The organism is Acidipila rosea, assembly GCF_004339725.1.
GTDB classification, from domain to species: domain Bacteria; phylum Acidobacteriota; class Terriglobia; order Terriglobales; family Acidobacteriaceae; genus Acidipila; species Acidipila rosea.
Genome location: NZ_SMGK01000002.1, coordinates 942,936 through 960,722 on the forward strand (window position 1 = coordinate 942,936; position 17,787 = coordinate 960,722).

Genomic DNA, 17,787 nt, shown 5'->3' on the forward strand with positions numbered 1-17,787 from the left:
GGGCATGGTTGTTTGGGAGAACCATGATGAGCAGGAAAGCTATTTATATTGGGATGATTTTTGGATTGCTGTGTATGCCGGCATGCCTCCGCGCTGCGGGCGACTCCACGGCAGCAACGCGGCCGAATGGCGAGCCGCTGCTCGAGGACAACGCAGGCAGCAGCGCCCCGGCGCCAAGCCGGCAGGGCTTTATTGTGCGACTCGGTCACGCGTACCTCGATGACTGGACGTCGAGCTCAAACGGGTCAGCACCAGCAGCAGAGCCAGCACGCAGAGGAACGCCGGCGCCGTTGAATTCGCCGCCTTTCCCTTCGGCAGACTGGCCGATTGGCGGCACGGTGGTGATCGGCGCACCTGACTACCAGACCTACCCCCTGATGCAGGCGATCAATCAGAACAGGAGCCGGGTGAAGGTCTATGGGTGGTTTGACATTGGCGGCAATGCAAGTACGTCGAACAAGGGCAAGTATGCGAATGCTCCGGCTGCGTACGATGTAATTCCCAATTCGATTCAGCTGGACCAGGCGGCGCTGTATATCGAGCGGCTGCCGGACACGGTGCAGAAGGACCACTTCGACTGGGGATTTCGCCTGACGAATCTGTATGGGCTGGACTACAGGTATACGACAGCGGTGGGGGTTCTGAGCCAGCAACTGCTGTCGCACCAGAGCGGGCAGACCTATGGCTACGACCCGGTGATGTACTACCTGGACCTCTACTTTCCGCATGTAGCGCAGGGGATGGATGTGCGCGTGGGACGATATATTTCGCTGCCGGATATCGAGGCGCAGCTGGCTCCGAACAACTACACCTATAGCCACTCGCTGCTCTACACGGTGGACTGCTATACGCAGCACGGCGTGAATGCGACGGTGAAGCTGAACGGCCACTGGACGGTGCAGGCGGGCGTTTCAGGCGGGTGCGAGGCGGCGCCGTGGACAAAGTATGCGAAGCTGACCGGTAACGCGTGCGCTTCCTACACGTGGAGCAATGGCGGCAACAACCTCTACCTGTGCGCGAATTCGCTGAACTCGGCCAAGTACTCGTATAACAATGTTTCCGCTTATTACCTGACTTTCTACCACAAGATCAACGCCACCTGGCACACGGACACGGAGGGCTGGTACCAGTACGAACGGGATGTGCCGAACCTGAATTACGTGGGCGGCTACAGTACGATCACTTCGCCTGCGCCGATCACGGGCGCGAATGGGGCCTACTGCAATCCCATTGCGGAGCACTGCTATGCGCCGGACTGGGCGGTGGTGAATTATCTGGAACATGAGTTCGACAACCACCATGCCTCGCTGAATATCCGCAACGAGTTTGTGGACGACATCAAGGGGCAGCGCACGGGCACGGCCACGAAGTACTCAGAGCACCTGGTGGGATTCAACTTCTGGCTGGGGAGCACGGTGACGTTCCGCCCGGAGTTGAGGCTCGACCACTCGTATGACAGGCCAGCCTTCGATGCGCCTTATCTCGGGTCGCCGACGAAGACGACGCAGATGACGCTGGCGGGAGACGTGATCTATCACTTCTAACCTGCGGCGGCGCTTCTAGCCTGCGCTCGGGTCGTCGTCGAGGCTGTCGAGCGCGGCGAGAGCGGCGAGAGCGGCGTCGTTCACCTTCCACTGCTTGAGCACCTTGTAGATGGCTGTGGTTGAGAAGCCGCCGCGCATGAGCATTCGCATGACGCGCGCGGCTTCCTTGTCATTCGTGGGCTGGGGGACGCGCTTGCGCTCCAGGTGGCGGCGCGCGAGCTCGGCTTCATCGATATTTTCGTAGGCAGAGTCGAGCGTGCGGTTGACCAATTCGGCGTGGAGGCCCTTCTGCATGAGGTCCTGCTGGACGCGGCGGCGGCCAAGGCTGCGATTCTGCTGGCGGAGACGGGTGAAGTCTTCCGCAAAGGCGGCGTCGTTGAGGTAGCCGTGGTCCTTGAGCCTGGCGAGGACGGCCTCGATGTGGGCTGCGCCAACTTCTCCCGGCTCAGCGCGGAGGCGGAGGAGCTTCCTGATCTCGGCGACGGTACGCATGCGCCGCCCGAGCGCAGCGACGGCACGCTCGTAGAGGCCCGCTTCATCAAGCGGGGCAGATTGCTTTGGCCGGCGGCTGAAACTCATCCTGTTGTGATGTTAGAACGTTGGCGCGGTGAAGGTGGCCTGGGGAACGAGCGGGACGCTCTCGCAGGGGAGCTCGATGACGACGGCTGCGCCGTGAGGATAGAGGTTGACGGCGCTGATGTCGCCACCGTGTTCACGGACGATGGAATAGCAGAGGCCGAGACCGAGGCCGGTTCCCTCGCGGGGTTCGGTGGGCAGGTAAAAGGGATCGAAGATGTGGGTGAGGTCAGAAAAGCCGGACCCGGTATCGGAGACGACGATTCGCAGATACTCGCCCTGGCGCGAAGCATCGATGAGGATCCTCTTTTCCCGACCTTCAGGGAGGGCATCGAGGGCGCTGACGGAGTTGTTGAGCAGCTGGAGGATGACCTGGCACATGTGATCCGCGTCAGCCGGGATGGGCGGCAGCGAAGGTGCGATCCGCAGCTCGAGCTTGATGCCGGAACGGCTGAGCTCCGGACCGCGAAGCTGTTCGATGTCAGCCAGCATCTGGGCGATGGCAAGCGGAGCGCGGTGGTCCCACTTGGGGCGCCAAAAGCGGATGAGGCTCTCGATGGTCTTCTTCATCCGGCGCGACTCCTGGAGGATGATGGCGGCGGCGGAGCGGACGGCATCGTCTGTTGCAATCTCCTCGATCACCTGACCGTAGCCCATGACCGCAGTCAAGGGATTGTTGAGCTCATGGGCGACGCCGCCGGCGAGATGTCCGAGGCCGGCCAGCTTCTCCGCACGGAGGATGCGGCGCGTCAACTGGCCGGCCTCCCGCAGGGCGGCAACACGCGCGGCGAGCAGCTCGAGGGGGAGCATTTCATCAGGCATGAGCGGCTCGTCGGGATTGCGCAGGCCGCCGAGCAGTAGCAGGCCATCGAGCGCTCCGGCGCTGCTGCGAAGCACCATGCCGGTGTAGAGGGGGCCATCCTGATCGGATGAGAGGGGGCGCAGCGAGGTGGAGGGGCCGGCGGCGACCTGCTCGATGGCTGCAGGCTCTGCGCTGCGGGCGAAGGTCTCGACTGCCACCCTGGTGTCCAGATGCATCCCTGCAGAGGCAGCGAAGTAGAAGCCTCCTTCAACGCCGCGCAGCAGGATGGCGACGTGTGCGAAGCGGCTGCTGGCGGAGACTGTCTCGCAGACCTCCTCATAGATTTTCTGGGAGTGGCCGGGGACGCCCCAGAGGTTGATGCGGGCGTAGGACTCAAGCTCCAGGTGAGCGCGGTGGTCCCTGACCCGGGTGGCGGCGTTCGCAATCAGTTCATCCTCAAGCACCAGCACGACCATGCCGAGGGCGGTGACGATCTTGATCAGGTTTACGGTGCGGCCCAGGACCAGCACAGAAAACCCGTGGGAGAGCAGCACGCCGTCGAGCAGGCCGGGGATACTCCAGGCAATAAACCCGACGACGGTGAGCACAATGCCGGGACTCAGGCGCCGGTACTTGACGAGAAAGAGGATGGCCGTCAGCAGGTTCACCGCACTCTGCACGACATAGAGGGTGAACATGTAGTCGCCCTGCCAGGTGAGATAGATACACACCCCGCCGACAATCACAGCGTAGGGCAAGGTGAACCAGACAGGCAGCAGATTGCGATGGGATGCCCAGACTATGCCGGTGATTGTCGCGGCAACTGCCATCACGAACACAAGCAGATGATGTTTGCCGGGCGAAGCAGGGTAGAGCGAAACGAGCAGGAGATAGGCGACCAGGGGCAGAGAGAAAAGCTGGATATAGTGAAAACGGGTTTTACCTACGCTGCCCGGAGAGAGCGAGCCCAGGAACATCAGGGCAGCCAGTTCAAGGCAGACATTCGAGATGGCTAGACCGGCAGGCACATGCCATATTCCCTGCCACTCGATAATGAGGCGCAGGGAGACGAGCACCCAGCCGAGGGTCCAGAGAAGGCGCAGATGAGAGCGCGCGCGAAGATATAGCCACAGGAAAAGACCGGTGAGCACCGTAAGTAGAACAAGGGTCGGTAAACGGTAGTATTCGTGCATGCTTGCTATCTATGTCTGGGGTTCGCGGCCTCAGTTTACAGGGTTCGGCTACGGCGCGGCATATTTTCGGCGGTAAATCTTGATGGCGATAGTCGTTTCATAAGACGGCTGCGTCTATGAGAGAAGGAGCACTTGCAGTGAGGAGTCACCAGATTTTAGGCGGAATGGTGCTGACGGCAGCGCTGGCGGCGGGGGCAGTTTTCGTCCCGGCGCTGCGGGCGCAGGTTTCTTATACAGAAATGCCGCTGGACTCGGGCTTTGGAAAGCTCGATCCATCGCAGCCATCGGTGCCGGTGCAGCAGATCATCCAGGAGTTCACGGCCAAGGAGTCAGTCTTCCGCGCGGCGCTGAACAACTACACCTACGAGCGCAGCGTGAAGGTGGAGACGATCGACGATGACGGCAAGGTGGATGGCCAGTATTACGAGGTGACGGACATCATCCTGGACCCCTCGGGACGGCGTATGGAGCATGTCGTCTTCGCTCCGGCAAACAGTTTGCAGCGCATCTCGATGAGCCCGGCAGATTTCCAGGATATCGAGCAGCGGCTGCCGTTTGTGCTGACGACGGAGGACGCCAGTCAGTATGACGTGACCTACGCGGGCAAGCAGAAGGTAGACGACCTGGACACTTATGTCTTCAACGTAAGGCCAAAGGTGATCGTCAAGGGCCATCGCTACTTCCAGGGACAGATCTGGGTTGATCAGCACGACCTGCAGATCGTGGTGACGAACGGCAAAAACGTGCCCGACGATACCCGCAAAGGGCATGAAGATCTTTCGCCGCCCTTCACTACTTATCGCCAGCAGATCGACGGCAAGTATTGGTTCCCCGTGTACACACGGGGCGAAGGTGTGCTGCATTTTGCAGCAGGGACGGGCTACCTGAGCCAGGATGTCCACATCCGGGAGACTCTGAAGTACACCAATTACAAGCAGTTTGGATCGAACGTGAAGATCCTGTTCAACGGCCAGGACATCGGCCAGGGGCAAACTGGCAGCCAAGCGCCACCGGCAGCCCAGACTCCTCCGTCCAAACCACAATAGTTGGAGGAAGGGATAGCTCCCGGACTATTAATTGCAATGTACTTGGCATAGGCAGGAGTTGCAGCTATGCACAGGTCCACAATGGTGAGAGCTTCAGACGAAGTAGAGAAACCAGTCGACCGCAACAGTAGTAATTCGGTTGCACATATGCGGATCGACACCGCTTCCTTGCTCGAAAACTATGATCGGGTTCCGTTCGGGTTCGAGCACGACCTCCATACACTACCGATGTTCCAGCCGGAGGCGCTCGAACGCCTCGCGAGGCGTTTTACCGATGCGGGGCGGGGATACTTCATCGCCCAGTCGGCTCCCGGGCCGGGGACGCCGTTCTACTCGGTGCCGTATGGCGGCTTCACCCCCAGCCACGCGCTTGAGAACCTCGACCAGTTCCCTCTTCGCATCCTGCTAAAGCGACCGGAGAACGTGGAGCCGGCGTTTCGCGAGCTGCTGGACACGCTCTTCTCACAGGTGACAGAGATGCGGGGCGGCCTGGGCAATGAGCAAGTGATGCGGCTGGAGTCAGCCGTCTTCATCAGCGCGGCGGCGGCGACGACGCCTATCCATTTCGACCCGGAGATTGCCTTCTTTTCACAGATCGAGGGGCTGAAGGAATACCACGTCTATTCGCCAGCGGATGCGCGTGAGCAGGAACTGGAACGCTTCTACATCCGCGGGGTGATCGATATAGGAAGACTGGAGATGGCGCAGAGGGATGCGACTCGCGAGCAGGTGTACCATCTGCAGCCGGGGATGGGCTTCCACCAGCCGCAGAACTCCCCGCACTGGGTGAGGACGGCGGGCGCACGCTCGGTCTCCTACTCGTTTGTCTACCAGACGGATGCAACCCGGCGACTGGGGCGCATCAGGGCGTTCAACCACTATGAGCGCCTGTTCGGAATGAAGCCTGCTCCTCCGGGGGTTCACCCATGGGTGGATAAGGCGAAGGCCGAGGCGATGCAGGGCGTAATCCCGATTCGCAAGGCAGTAGGCACCGTGCTCAGCAAGGTGCGGCGAGAAGCCTGAGGATGCCCGGGCGGAGGGAGGCTATCCCTCCGCGCTGTACATGCCCTCCGCAATGCAATCATGGATTAAAGCTTCGGATGAAGATTTACAAAACCTGCAGCCTGCTGATAAGCCCGGGCAAAGGCCGCGAGTTTCGCATCCTGATAATGACCGGCGAGAAAGGTGATGCTGACCGGAGTGCCGGGGCCGCCGATCTGGTCATCGTCGCCGGTATCTACCTGCGGAGGCGCAGGAGCGTCGTTGCCGCGCAGGCCGTTGGGCACGATCAGGGCCGGGTGGCCGGTGAGGTTGGTGACGACGAGCTGTTCGCTGTTAGTGGCGGCGACGATGATGTCCACCTGATCGAAGAGCCTGGAAACCTGCTGAATGGCCAGTGAGCGGGCGCGGTTGGCCTGGATGTACTCGACGGCCGGGTAGAAGCGCGCCACGCGGAAGCTGTTGGGCCAGTCTTCCGCACCTTGCTCGGTGAGCAGCTTGTCGCGGCCGGTCATGGTGAGCTCATCGAAGGCGGCGGCGGCCTCTGCAGTCAGCAGCGGCGCCATGGAGCCGTACGGCAGCTCGGGCAACTCCAAGGGGATGAGGTTGACGCCCATGGAACGAAGCTTGTCGAGGGCGGCAAGGTCGTATCTGCGGTCATAGGCGCGGCGGGCGCGGTAGGCAGCCATGCTTCGCTCGCGCTCTTCGCGCTTCTTCTTCTCTTCGACGGTTTCGTTCGCAGGAGGCGCGGCAGCGGGTTCCTGCTTGTCAGGATCGAAGCTGCTCTTTAGATAGCCGACCCGCAGGGAGTGCCAGTCGAGATCTGCGTTCCAGTTGAAGGCGGCGTTCCTGGTGGCGAGGTCGTGGCCGTCGGGACCATAGATGGCCGTCATGACCATAGCGCAGTCCTCCACAGCGCGGCAGATGGGGCCGAGCTTATCCATGGTCCAGCTGAGGGCCATGGCTCCGGTGCGCGGGACAAAGCCGAAGGTGGGGCGCAGACCGGTGCAGCCGCAGCGGGTGGAGGGCGACGAGATGGAGCCCAGCGTCTCAGACCCGATGGCGAAGGCAACGCAACCGGCGGCGGTGGCCGAGGCGGGACCGGCTGAGGAGCCGCTGGAGCCCTGCTTCGGATTCCAGGGGTTGCGGGTGCGGCCGCCGTACCACTTGTCGCCCATGGCAAGTGCGCCCAGTGTGAGCTTGGCGACGAGGACGGCTCCGGCGGCGTCGAGGCGCTGGACGACCGTGGCGTCCTCGTCGATTCTCTGCTTTTCAAATCCGCCAGCGCCCCAGGTGGTGGGGTAGCCCTTGACGGCGAGCAGGTCCTTGGCGCCCCACGGGATGCCGTGCAGCGGGCCGCGATACTTCCCTGCCGCGAGATCAGCATCTGCCTGCCGCGCCTGCGCTAGGGCGCGCTCCTCGGTCAGGTTGGTGACGAAGTGGAGGACCGGGTCGTAGCGCTTGAGGCGAGCGAGGTACATCCGGGTGAGGTCGATGGAGGAGACCTTTTTTGTGCGGACAAGCTCGGCAAGCTGCGGGACGGTGTAGAAGGCAACCTCTTCAAGATTGGAAGGCAGGGTTGCGATTGCCGGAGCCTTGCCGTAGACAGGCTGCGTGCGGTCCGTGTTGACGGTCGCGCCGGGCGGCAGCGGATCGAAGATGAAGGCCGGGGCGACACTGTTGGGCAGATGCAGCTTGCGGATCTTGTCATAAGACTCGCGCTGCTGATTTAGGCCGTCGAGCATCATCTGCTTGTATTCAGGAGCGATGGCAACTCCGGCGAGGGCAGCGGCCTGATCGATCATCTCCGGGGTGATTTTGGGAAGGTCAGCTTTGGCAGGGGCGGGAGCCTGCGCCTGCGCCTGAGTGGCGAGGGTGTAGAGCGCGCCGGGAAAGAGCGTTGAGGCGAGGCCAAAGCGGCCGGAGATGGCGAGAAATCCACGTCGATCCAAGGGCATGGTTCGGTGCTTCTCCTGAGTGAATGTGAGGTGAATGAGTGGTGAAAGCGCAGTATATCCTGCGCCCTGCCTCAGGTCGTAAGCCGGTCGGGAGAGATCGGTTTGATGTGCCAGAAAGCGCTCTCAGTGAGGCTGTGGTGGGGATCGTGGAGGGTGAGCCGGGCGACGCCGGGGGTGAGGCCGTAGATGCGCGTAGTGCAAGCCAGAGCTCCGTTGACGAAGAGCTCAACGACGGAGGCGTCCAGGAAGAAGCGGACCTTCATGGGCTGCGAGTCATCGAGAGCCTGCGGCAGCCGCGCGCCGTCGATGCGGACACTGCCCGCGTCGGGATCGAAGCTCCAGACGGTTGGGCGCCCGGTGGGGTTGCCGAGCGAGAGATCGACGATGCCGCCGCCCGCGTTGAGGGTCAGCTCAAGCTCGGCGCGCAGCTCCCGAAGAGTGAGCGTGGCGTTGCCCTCAGCGAAGTGAAGAGGCAACTGACCCTCGCGAAGCGTTTCAAGACGAGTAGAGGGCTGGATGCGGAGCAGACCGTCCGAGCCAACGGTGAGCACGCGCGGCAGGGACATGAGCCCGGCCCAGCCTGCGCGGGCGTACTCCTGCTCCGGGCGCGTCTCCTGAATCCAGCCCCAGAGGACGCGGTTGCCGTCAGCATCGAGCATGCTCTTGGGGGCGTAGTAGGCACCATGGTCGAGCATTCCCTGCTGCCGGATGCGAAAGCGCTGCTTCTTTGCGTCGTACTTGCCGGTGGACCAGTAGACCTTGCGCTCGGTGGAGTAAAGCAGCACATGCTGGCCGTTGAGCTCGAAGAAGTCCGGGCACTCCCACATATCTCCGCTTGCAACGGGGTCGCTGGTCTGCCTGCCTTCGTCGCTGCCATTGGCCAGGCGATGCATGTAAGTCCAGCTGCGTAGATCGAGCGAGCGGTAGAGCAACACGCAGCCGCCTACGTCCTGAGAACCCGAGCCGATGCCCATGTACCACCAGCTGCCCTCCTGCCAGAGGCAGGGATCACGGAAGCCGGTCACGTCGAGATTGGGCGGAGGCGTGGGGACGACAGGCTGGGGCAGCTTGGTCCATGTCTTTAGCTGCGGATCACTGGAGGTGGCGAGGCATTGCGATTCGCGGAAGTTGTGGGTGCCGTCGCGTAGCGTAGCCTCAGCCGGTGGAACTGCCTTGACGCCGGTGTAGATCAGGGTGGGCGTGCCGTTGAAGTTGACGGCGCTGCCGCTGAAGCAGCCTTCGGAGTCCGGGCCGCCGGGCGTCGGCGAGAGCGCAATCGGCAGATGCTGCCAGTGGATGAGGTCGGGGCTCATGGCGTGCGCCCAGTGCATGTCTCCCCAGATGGCGGCGTTGGGGTTGTACTGGTAGAAGAGGTGATAGTTGCCGTTCCAGTAGATGGGGCCGTTGGGATCGTTCATCCAGTTGCGCGCAGGCAGCAGGTGATACTGCGGGCGATTGGGGTCGAGCGCGATACGGTTGCGGGTGTGATACTTCTGCACGGGCAGAGTGCGCGCAAGGGCGGCTGAGGCAGGGACGGCGAGAGAGCTTCGCAAAAAGGAACGGCGCGTGATGGGCATCGGGCACAGTATAGCGCCGCGCTCCGGCAGGTTCACCTCAGTTGCAGCCTCTGCTTGTGCAGTTGTGCCTGAAACGTGAACTCCCTCCGCAGAGTGGCTGCGGAGGGAGTGGCACATCGTGTGTTCGCGCTGAGGCCTGGATCTCGGGGACTAGATATCCAGATTCTTGACGTCGAGTGCGTTGTCTTCAATGAATTTGCGCCTTGCCTCAACGTCCTCCCCCATGAGGGTGGTGAAGATCGTCTCAGTTTCCGCGATGTCTTCAAGCTTGACGGAGAGCAGCGTGCGGCGTTCGGGGTCCATGGTCGTCTCCCAGAGCTGGGGCGCGGTCATCTCGCCCAGGCCCTTGTAGCGGGAGACCTGATATTCGCGGCGACCCTGATCGACTACGTACTCGAAGAGTTCGCGCGGCGTGGCCTTCTTGACCGGCTCCTGCGAAACACGACCGGAGCGCTTCGGCGCGGGCTTGCCTGCTTCCACTTCGCCGACGGTCTCGCCCTCGGTCTCTTCCGGATCGGGAGTGACGTTCTTGCCTGCGTACTCGACGATGAAGGGTGGCTCGAGCGCGTCCTTGATCTGGACATGCTTGGACATCATCTGGCGATACTCAGGCGAGGAGGCCAGCGTCCAGTCGATCTTGCGCGGGGCACCCTGCGAGTCGTTGTAGCTAACGGACCAGGTCTGGTGCTCCTCATCGTAAAGAGGCGCATTGACCGCCTTGAACTGGTACTTCTTCGCGATGGACTCGAGCGCCTGGTGAATGGCGTCCAGCTTGAGCGGAGCCTTGCCGTCGACGCCTTCGAAATCTGCACGCTTGATGAGCTCATGGCTCGCGAGCAGGGTCGTCACCTCTTCATTGCGAAGACGCTTGTTTACCTTGTCGAAGAAGCCGAGGTAGTCGTTGAGGTTGCCCATGAATTTCGTGAGCGCGGGGCCGTCGATCCGCTGCGTGCCATCGCCGTAGCGCACGATCATGCCGTCGGAGGCGCGCTTGACCATGACCTTGACGAATTCGCGGTCATCCTTGATGTACTGCTCGCTCTTGCCCTTCTTGATGCGATAGAGCGGCGGCTGCGCGATGTAGACGTTGCCGCGCTTGATGAGCTCCGTCATGTGGCGGAAGAAGAAGGTCAGCAGGAGCGTGCGGATGTGCGATCCGTCCACGTCAGCGTCGGTCATGAGAATGATCTTGCTGTAGCGAAGCTTGGAGGGGTCGAAGTCATCCTTGCCGATGCCGCAGCCAAGGGCTGTGATCATGGCGCGGATTTCCTCGTGGCCGAGCATCTTGTCGTAGCGGGCCTTCTCGACGTTGAGGATCTTACCCTTCAACGGGAGGATGGCCTGGAAGCGGCGATCGCGGCCCTGCTTGGCTGTGCCGCCTGCAGACTCACCCTCGACGAGGTAGAGTTCGCAGCGTTCAGGATTGCGTTCACTGCAGTCAGCGAGCTTGCCGGGCAGGCCACCGCCGTCGAGCGCACCCTTGCGGCGAGTGAGGTCGCGGGCCTTGCGCGCGGCCTCGCGGGCGCGTGCGGCCTCGATGGCTTTATTGATGATCTTCTTCGCGATGGGCGGATTCTGCTCAAGGAACATGCCCAGCTTCTCGTTGACGAGCGCCTGGACCGTTCCTGCGATATCGGAGTTGAGCTTGCCCTTGGTCTGCCCTTCAAACTGCGGCTGGGGCAGCTTGACGCTGATGACCGCGACCATGCCTTCGCGCACGTCGTCACCGGAGAGGTTTTCCTTCACATCCTTGAAGAGCCCAAGCTGCTGGCCGGCCGAGTTGATGGTGCGGGTGAGCGCCGTGCGGAAGCCGGAGAGATGCGAGCCGCCGTCCGCCGTATTGATGTTGTTGGCGAAGGTGAAGACGGTCTCAGAATAGCTGTCGTTGTATTGAAGGGCGATCTCCATGTCGACACCGTCACGGAAACCTTCCATGACGATGGGCTTGTCGTGGAGAATCTGCTTGCCCTTGTTGAGGTGCTTGATGAACTCGGCGATGCCGCCGGCATATTTAAAGTCTGTACGCTTGGCCTCGCCGGTCTTGGCGTCGGTGGTGCGCTCATCGGAAAGCGAGATCTCAAGCCCTTTGTTGAGGAAGGCGAGTTCGCGCAGACGCTGCGCCAGCGTGTCGTAGTTGTACTCGGTCGCAGTGAAGATCGACTTGTCAGGCAGGAAGTGTACCTTGGTGCCACGCTTCTTCGAGGTGCCCGTCTGCCGAAGGGTGGAGATGGGATTGCCGCGGGCGTAGTCCTGCTCATAGGTATGGCCGTCGCGCCAGATCTCGACGTCAAAGGCCTCACTGAGCGCGTTGACGCAGGAGACGCCTACGCCATGCAGGCCGCCGGAAACCTTATAGGTGGACGAGTCGAACTTGCCGCCGGCGTGGAGCTTGGTGAGGACCACCTGCACGGCCGGCATCTTCTCTCCATTGTCGAGAGTCTTGAGGTCGACGGGGATGCCCCGGCCGTCATCGGTGACGGTGATGGAGTTGTCGACATGGATGGTGACTTCGATTCTCTTCGCGTATCCGGCGAGCGCTTCGTCTACGGAGTTGTCAACCACCTCATAAACGAGATGGTGAAGACCCATTTCCCCCGTGGAACCGATATACATGGCAGGGCGAAGACGAACGGCCTCGAGGCCTTCCAGCACCTTGATGTTGTCACTGGTGTAGGAACCCGAAGATTGACCACCTGCCTGCGCTGCGGCTGGTGCAATCGGATCATCAGGCATGGAAAGAGGAAGGTTTGGCGAAGTAGTCAGCTCTTTAGTAGACATGCAGCTCCGTGAGGGGTGCGCTGTGAGCGCGTTCCATTGCAGGAAGAGATTGAAATTGAATGGGTTTTTACCCTCGTTAACAATTCGATTTTACCACGCGGGGGATGAGGGAGCCGGGTTACTGTCGGGTTGCGGGGAAGCTTCCGGGCGACGGATGCGGTTGCGAAAGATTACCTCAGTAATATACTATTTGTGTGTTTCTAAACTCTATTGATTATATTGGACTTACAGACAATACAGGGCTAGCCTCCGGTATGTAAGCAGTCAATTCACGGAATAAAATTCCGCATAGAGGTAATAACGTCATGAATTATTTCGTTCGCATTCTCGTCATCGGCATGGTGATTACCGGCGCAGCAGCCAGCGCTTTCTCCAACCACTCGGTTAAGGCTGTCGCGCCTATCAGCCACCAGGTGAACACGTCCTCGTCGCTCCATCCGGGCCAGCTCTGCACGGGCCACGACTGCTGGTAATCGTTACGAGCAGGCGTCCGGTAATGCGGCAACGATTACCACTGTTTTGACATTGTTATTGTTATGGGAACAGCAGCGCGCTATCCTCTAACCTTGTTGAGGTTCAGTTATGCGTCTGTCACCACTCGGAAATACCGCCTACTGCTTTGAAGTTGCGATGTGGTGCGTGCTTTTTTTGCTTTGCTATAGAAGCAGGCCGACATCTCACTTGCGCGCGGTACAGGTATTCCTGGCATTTCGGGTAATCTCCGAGATCCTGCTGCTGGCTTTCTATGAATCGCACCACGTGATCGAGAGAGCCGCAGGTGTGAGTCCCTCAACAACCTACAACTGGTACTTCTACAGTTGCTGGGCGGCGGATTTTATCGGGGCAGCTCTGCTCTTCTTTATGCTGCAGAGCATCTTCCGCTATGCACTGACGCCGCTGCCGGGAATTTCACAGCTGGGCATCCAGGCGTTTCGCTGGGCCGGAGTGGTTTCCATCATTGTTTCCGCGTCGGCATTTTTCACCCCGGCGACACAGACATCTCTCCACGTGTCGGCGATTGGAACGCAGCTGATGCGCTGCATGGGAATCGTCGAACTCTGCCTGCTGGCGTTCTTTGTAATGACCCTGCATAAACTGGGGCTGAATTTCAGAAGCCGCATCTTTGGGATCAGCCTTGCGACCGGCATCATGGCGACGATGGATTTCATTGTCAGCGCGGTGGCTACGCGGAGACCGGATCTGGTAGTACCACTGAATAATGTGCAGGAATTTGTAATCGTGTTTGCGCTTGGCACCTGGGCGACCTACATGCTGGTTCCGGAGCCTGCACGCAAACCGGTGGCGATGTCCAGTACTTCCCCGCTGGCGAAGTGGAATGAGATCGCCAAGGCTCTGGGTCACGGGCCTGCCTACATCGCAGTGAACCAGCCGGCGAATGCATCCTTTCTGCAGGACGTAGAGAAAGTTGTGGAGCGAGTGAAGGCCAGAAATTCTTTCAATGCGGCGGGCTAGCTGCGTTGACTGCCAGTTGTAAACTTGAAATCTGAAAAGAGAGAGCCTCGAACGGTTGTCTTTCGAGGCTCTCTCTTTTGAAGCTCACAGGGTCAGTAGCCCTTCTTCTTTCCATCCATCAAAAAATACCTGATCGCTCACGGGCGCGAGCAGCCATTCGCGCTGCAACTTACTGCTAATATGTAGACAGTGAAGTGACGCGCGGGAACGAGCCTCCACGCGTTGCGGAGATTGAAGAGCTCTGTAAAAAGTTGTACCGAATAATAGCTCTTCCCAGCAGCAGTTGTCATCCTCCGGTTTTTTCGCGAATCCGCCGGGGAGTGATATGCACTTGCGGATTCCGCGAACGAAGCTCACAGCCTTACACCACAAAATGCAGCGCGGAAGCATCTTGATCTTCAGCGCACACGTTTGTGGAGGGAAAGCGCCGATGAATGCCGACCGTTCCACCAGTCGAAGAAGTTACCTCTGCAGGACGCTAGTTCTGCTTGCTGCAACATTCGCGGCGCATGCCGCCTTTGCCGAAGGGCCACAGAGTACGCCGAGCATCTTTGCACCGGCGGGGACTCCTGCGGCGAGTATCTTCGATCTCTCTCTCTTTGTCATCGCAATCACAGGCGGTATCTTCGTTGTCGTTGCCGGACTGCTGACCTATGCGATCGTGCGTTATCGCCACAAGAAAGGCGATGAGAAGTCAGAGCCGGCGCAGGTCTACGGCAGCACGCAGATCGAGCTTGCGTGGACGGTTGTGCCTGTCCTGATTGTGGTGGTGCTCTTTCTCACCACGGCGCGACTGATCTTCGCCATCCAGGATGCACCGCGCCCGAAGAAGACGCTCGATGTAACGGTGATTGGCCACCAGTTCTGGTGGGAGTTCCATTATCCGAAGCTCGGCATTGTGACGGCGAATGAGCTGCATATTCCAGTAAGCAGCAATCAACAGCCGCAGGCGGTGTTCCTGAAACTCTACTCCGCAGATGTGGACCACAGCTTCTGGGTGCCGCAGCTGGCCGGCAAGACTGACCTGATCCCCAACAATGAAAACGTGATGTGGATGGATGCGAAGCATCCGGGGCTTTACGTAGGGCAGTGTGCGCAGTTCTGCGGCGTCGAGCACGCCAAGATGCTGCTGCGGGTCTATGCGGATACACCGGAGGAGTTTGCTGCCTGGGTAAAGAACCAGCAGCAGGCGGCAGTCGTCGATCCGCAGGTCGAGGCAGGGCGCGAGCTCTTTGCCCGCCAGTCATGCATGAACTGCCACACGATCAAAGGTACGCCTGCAACCGGCCACTACGGTCCTGACCTGACTCACCTGATGAGCCGCGAGACGATCGCGGCCGGCGCGGCGCCAAACACGCCCGCAGCGATGAAGGAGTGGATCCGCGATCCGGACAGCGTGAAGCCGGGCGCACTGATGCCGGCCATGCATTTAACTGATGGGCAGATTGACCAGCTCGTCGCATACCTAGAAACACTTCACTAGAGGAGATTGACCGACATGGCCGATTCCGCATTGCCGGCTCCAGGCACGATCGGTGGAGCGATCGACGTCACACCTCACCACAAGGCACCTGGCACATTCCTAGAGACGCTGCACAGCTGGGTCGTGACTGTCGACCACAAGAAGCTCGGCATCATGTATGTGCTGTATGCGTTGGTCTTTCTGCTGGTGGGAGGCGTTGAGGCGCTGTGCATCCGCATTCAGCTGGGCCGCCCGGAAAATCATTTTCTGTCGCCCGAGGTCTATAACCGCTTCTTCACCATGCATGGAACGACGATGGTCTTCCTGATGGGAATGCCGATGCTGGTCGGCTTCATGAACTACCTGGTGCCGCTGATGATCGGCGCGCGCGACATGGCATTTCCCCGGCTGAATGCTTTCAGCTTCTGGATGACGGCCTTCGGCGGCCTGATGCTCTACTACAGCTTTATCGGCGGCAGCGGCCTGTACGCAGCCGGAAATGCGCCGGATGTGGGCTGGTTTGCCTATGCACCTCTGACAGCGCGGGCGTTTTCCCCGGGGCACAGCACGGACTACTGGACGGTCTCCCTGCTGGTGAGCGGCGTGGGCACGATCGGCGCTGCCGTCAACGTGATCGCGACCGTCTTCTGCATGCGCTGCAAGGGCATGACGATGATGCGGCTTCCGCTGTTTGCGTGGCTCAGCGTGGTTACGTCGGCACTGATCCTGATGGCGATTCCTCCGCTGACGGCGGCGCAGGTCATGCTGATGATCGACCGTTACCTCGGCGGCCACTTCTTCGACACGCTCGCGGGCGGATCGGCGCTGATGTGGATGCACTTCTTCTGGATCTTCGGACACCCGGAAGTCTACATCCTGGTGATGCCTGCCTTCGCGGTGGCGAACGAGGTGATTCCCGTATTTTCGCGCAAGCCGATCTTCGGCTACCCGGCCATGGTCGCGGCCTCTGTCGGCATCGCCTTTGTGAGCCTGGGCGTATGGGCGCACCACATGTTCACCGTCGGCATGACCTCAGTAGGCAATGCCTTCTTTGCGCTCTCGACGATGATTGTCGGCATACCGACTGGCATCAAGATCTTCAACTGGCTGGCGACGATGTGGGGCGGCAAGATACGCTTCGCAACGCCGATGCTGTACATGACGGCATTCCTTTTCCAGTTCCTGATGGCTGGACTAACGGGCATCATGCTCTCGGTGGCTCCCTGGAACTGGCAGCTGCACAACTCCTACTTCGTAGTTGCGCACTTCCACTATGTGCTGGTGGGGGCGATCCTCTTCGCGCTGATGGGCGGCATCTGTTACTGGTATCCGAAGGTGACGGGAAGGATGCTCGACGAGAAGCTGGGCAAGTGGGGCTTCTGGCTGCTGGTGATCGGCTTCCACATGACCTTCGACTTCATGCACATCCCAGGGCTGCTGGGTATGCCGCGGCAGATCTACACCTATGAGGCAGGCCGCGGGTGGGACACATGGAATCTGATCGTGTCGATCGGCGCCTTTGTGCAGGCAGCGGCAGTTCTGCTCTTTGCCTACAACCTGCTGGTGTCCTACTTCCGTGGTGAAGTTGCCGGCAACGATCCGTGGGATGCATGGACGCTGGAGTGGGCGACTTCTTCGCCGCCGCCGGAATACAACTTTGTGGCAGACCCGGTGGTCACCAGCCGCAGACCGCTCTGGGATATGAAGCACCCTGAAGATCCGGACTGGAAGTATGAGTAAGCGAACCCTGAGCCCCACGCGAGGAGAACGATGAGCGCAATACCGATTCCTGTCCACCAGGTGGACCAGCCAGCCGAGTGGACACAGCCTTACAAGGGCCGTGTCGGCATGTACTGTCTTATCGCGGCCGAGTCGGCGATTTTCGCGATCTTTGTTGTCGCCTATGTCTTCTATCTTGGCAAGTCAATGTATGGACCGACGCCGGGCCAGGTGCTTGAAGTTCCGATCTTCAACACGATCTGCCTGCTGTCGAGCAGCATTACGATCTGGCTGGCGGAGCATGCGCTGGAGCACAACCGCATCAAGCGATTCGGCGCCTTCTGGGCGGTGACGATCGTTCTGGGTTCCATCTTCATGATCGGAACGGGCATGGAGTGGAACAAGCTGATCTATCACGACGGGCTGACCATCACCACCAACGTCTTCGGCACGACGTATTACTCGCTGGTAGGGCTGCATGCATCGCACGTGATTGTCGGACTCCTGATGCTGCTGGCCGTGCTTGTGTTCACGCTGATGGGCCACATGAAGGAAGAACACGCAGAGCGGGTGAAGACGCTGGCACTCTACTGGCACTTCGTCGATGCGATCTGGGTCGTGGTCTTCACCGTGGTTTATGTGATTGGAAGGTAGAAGGAA

The 17,787-nt window shown here is 60.3% G+C and carries 13 protein-coding genes; 8 read left to right on the plus strand and 5 right to left on the minus strand.

Annotated elements, in window-relative coordinates:
* The first annotated feature begins 23 nt into the window (after positions 1-23).
* Positions 24-1,544: an outer membrane beta-barrel protein gene (locus C7378_RS09050; protein ID WP_131994954.1), complete on the plus strand. Its 1,521-nt coding sequence runs from the start codon at positions 24-26 to the stop codon at positions 1,542-1,544.
* A gap of 15 nt (positions 1,545-1,559) precedes the next feature.
* On the opposite strand, the gene C7378_RS09055 is transcribed toward C7378_RS09050, so the two are convergent.
* Positions 1,560-2,123, minus strand: coding sequence for a regulatory protein RecX (locus C7378_RS09055; RefSeq protein ID WP_131994957.1), 564 nt, complete (start codon positions 2,121-2,123; stop codon positions 1,560-1,562).
* A 12-nt stretch (positions 2,124-2,135) separates the two neighbouring features.
* Positions 2,136-4,115 carry a sensor histidine kinase gene (locus C7378_RS09060; RefSeq protein ID WP_131994960.1) on the minus strand — a complete coding sequence of 660 codons (1,980 nt, stop codon included), beginning with the start codon at positions 4,113-4,115 and terminating at the stop codon, positions 2,136-2,138.
* A gap of 116 nt (positions 4,116-4,231) precedes the next feature.
* Between C7378_RS09060 and C7378_RS09065 the strand changes: the two genes are divergently transcribed.
* Together C7378_RS09065 and C7378_RS09070 are read left to right on the plus strand one after the other, a co-directional pair.
* Positions 4,232-5,161 (plus strand): LolA-like protein, encoded by a 930-nt coding sequence (locus C7378_RS09065; protein WP_131994963.1) that lies wholly within the window; start codon positions 4,232-4,234, stop codon positions 5,159-5,161.
* A gap of 66 nt (positions 5,162-5,227) precedes the next feature.
* Complete coding sequence (locus C7378_RS09070) at positions 5,228-6,184, plus strand: hypothetical protein (protein ID WP_131994966.1); 957 nt, start codon at positions 5,228-5,230, stop codon at positions 6,182-6,184.
* A gap of 65 nt (positions 6,185-6,249) precedes the next feature.
* Here the strand turns inward: C7378_RS09070 and C7378_RS09075 are convergent, their stop codons facing one another.
* From C7378_RS09075 to gyrB, 3 genes are all read right to left on the minus strand, one after another.
* Complete coding sequence (locus tag C7378_RS09075; RefSeq protein WP_131994969.1) at positions 6,250-8,118, minus strand: amidase; 1,869 nt, start codon at positions 8,116-8,118, stop codon at positions 6,250-6,252.
* Positions 8,119-8,189: 71 nt separating this feature from the next.
* A complete protein-coding gene (locus C7378_RS09080; protein WP_131994973.1) occupies positions 8,190-9,812 on the minus strand; it encodes a glycoside hydrolase family 32 protein in 1,623 nt (540 codons plus the stop codon).
* Between the two features lie 33 nt (positions 9,813-9,845).
* Positions 9,846-12,473, minus strand: a complete 2,628-nt coding sequence (gene gyrB, locus C7378_RS09085) for a DNA topoisomerase (ATP-hydrolyzing) subunit B (protein WP_424221352.1) — start codon at positions 12,471-12,473, stop codon at positions 9,846-9,848.
* A 305-nt stretch (positions 12,474-12,778) separates the two neighbouring features.
* On the opposite strand from gyrB, the gene C7378_RS17685 reads away from it, so the two are divergent.
* The 5 genes from C7378_RS17685 to C7378_RS09105 all read left to right on the plus strand — a co-directional run bounded on the left by C7378_RS17685 (position 12,779) and on the right by C7378_RS09105 (position 17,781).
* Positions 12,779-12,946: a hypothetical protein gene (locus tag C7378_RS17685; protein ID WP_165876723.1), complete on the plus strand. Its 168-nt coding sequence runs from the start codon at positions 12,779-12,781 to the stop codon at positions 12,944-12,946.
* 208 nt (positions 12,947-13,154) lie between these two features.
* On the plus strand, positions 13,155-13,946 hold the full coding sequence (locus C7378_RS09090; RefSeq protein WP_131994976.1) for a hypothetical protein: 792 nt from the start codon (positions 13,155-13,157) through the stop codon (positions 13,944-13,946).
* Between the two features lie 430 nt (positions 13,947-14,376).
* On the plus strand, positions 14,377-15,429 hold the full coding sequence (gene coxB, locus C7378_RS09095) for a cytochrome c oxidase subunit II (RefSeq protein ID WP_131994979.1): 1,053 nt from the start codon (positions 14,377-14,379) through the stop codon (positions 15,427-15,429).
* A 15-nt stretch (positions 15,430-15,444) separates the two neighbouring features.
* Positions 15,445-17,148, plus strand: a complete 1,704-nt coding sequence (ctaD, locus tag C7378_RS09100; protein ID WP_131994982.1) for a cytochrome c oxidase subunit I — start codon at positions 15,445-15,447, stop codon at positions 17,146-17,148.
* Positions 17,149-17,178: 30 nt separating this feature from the next.
* Positions 17,179-17,781: a cytochrome c oxidase subunit 3 gene (locus C7378_RS09105; RefSeq protein WP_131994985.1), complete on the plus strand. Its 603-nt coding sequence runs from the start codon at positions 17,179-17,181 to the stop codon at positions 17,779-17,781.
* The last annotated feature ends 6 nt before the right edge of the window (positions 17,782-17,787 follow it).

Excerpts from the sequence above, each read along its gene's own strand:
- C7378_RS09060 (WP_131994960.1), bottom strand. The coding sequence starts at position 4,115 with ATGCACGAATACTACCGTTTACCGACCCTTGTTCTACTTACGGTGCTC.
- C7378_RS09075 (WP_131994969.1), bottom strand. The coding sequence starts at position 8,118 with ATGCCCTTGGATCGACGTGGATTTCTCGCCATCTCCGGCCGCTTTGGC.
- C7378_RS09065 (WP_131994963.1), top strand. The coding sequence starts at position 4,232 with ATGAGAGAAGGAGCACTTGCAGTGAGGAGTCACCAGATTTTAGGCGGA.
- C7378_RS09070 (WP_131994966.1), top strand. The coding sequence starts at position 5,228 with ATGCACAGGTCCACAATGGTGAGAGCTTCAGACGAAGTAGAGAAACCA.
- C7378_RS09105 (WP_131994985.1), top strand. The coding sequence starts at position 17,179 with ATGAGCGCAATACCGATTCCTGTCCACCAGGTGGACCAGCCAGCCGAG.
- C7378_RS09050 (WP_131994954.1), top strand. The coding sequence starts at position 24 with ATGATGAGCAGGAAAGCTATTTATATTGGGATGATTTTTGGATTGCTG.
- coxB (WP_131994979.1), top strand. The coding sequence starts at position 14,377 with ATGAATGCCGACCGTTCCACCAGTCGAAGAAGTTACCTCTGCAGGACG.
- ctaD (WP_131994982.1), top strand. The coding sequence starts at position 15,445 with ATGGCCGATTCCGCATTGCCGGCTCCAGGCACGATCGGTGGAGCGATC.
- C7378_RS09055 (WP_131994957.1), bottom strand. The coding sequence starts at position 2,123 with ATGAGTTTCAGCCGCCGGCCAAAGCAATCTGCCCCGCTTGATGAAGCG.
- C7378_RS09080 (WP_131994973.1), bottom strand. The coding sequence starts at position 9,812 with ATGTGCCACTCCCTCCGCAGCCACTCTGCGGAGGGAGTTCACGTTTCA.
- C7378_RS17685 (WP_165876723.1), top strand. The coding sequence starts at position 12,779 with ATGAATTATTTCGTTCGCATTCTCGTCATCGGCATGGTGATTACCGGC.
- gyrB (WP_424221352.1), bottom strand. The coding sequence starts at position 12,473 with ATGTCTACTAAAGAGCTGACTACTTCGCCAAACCTTCCTCTTTCCATG.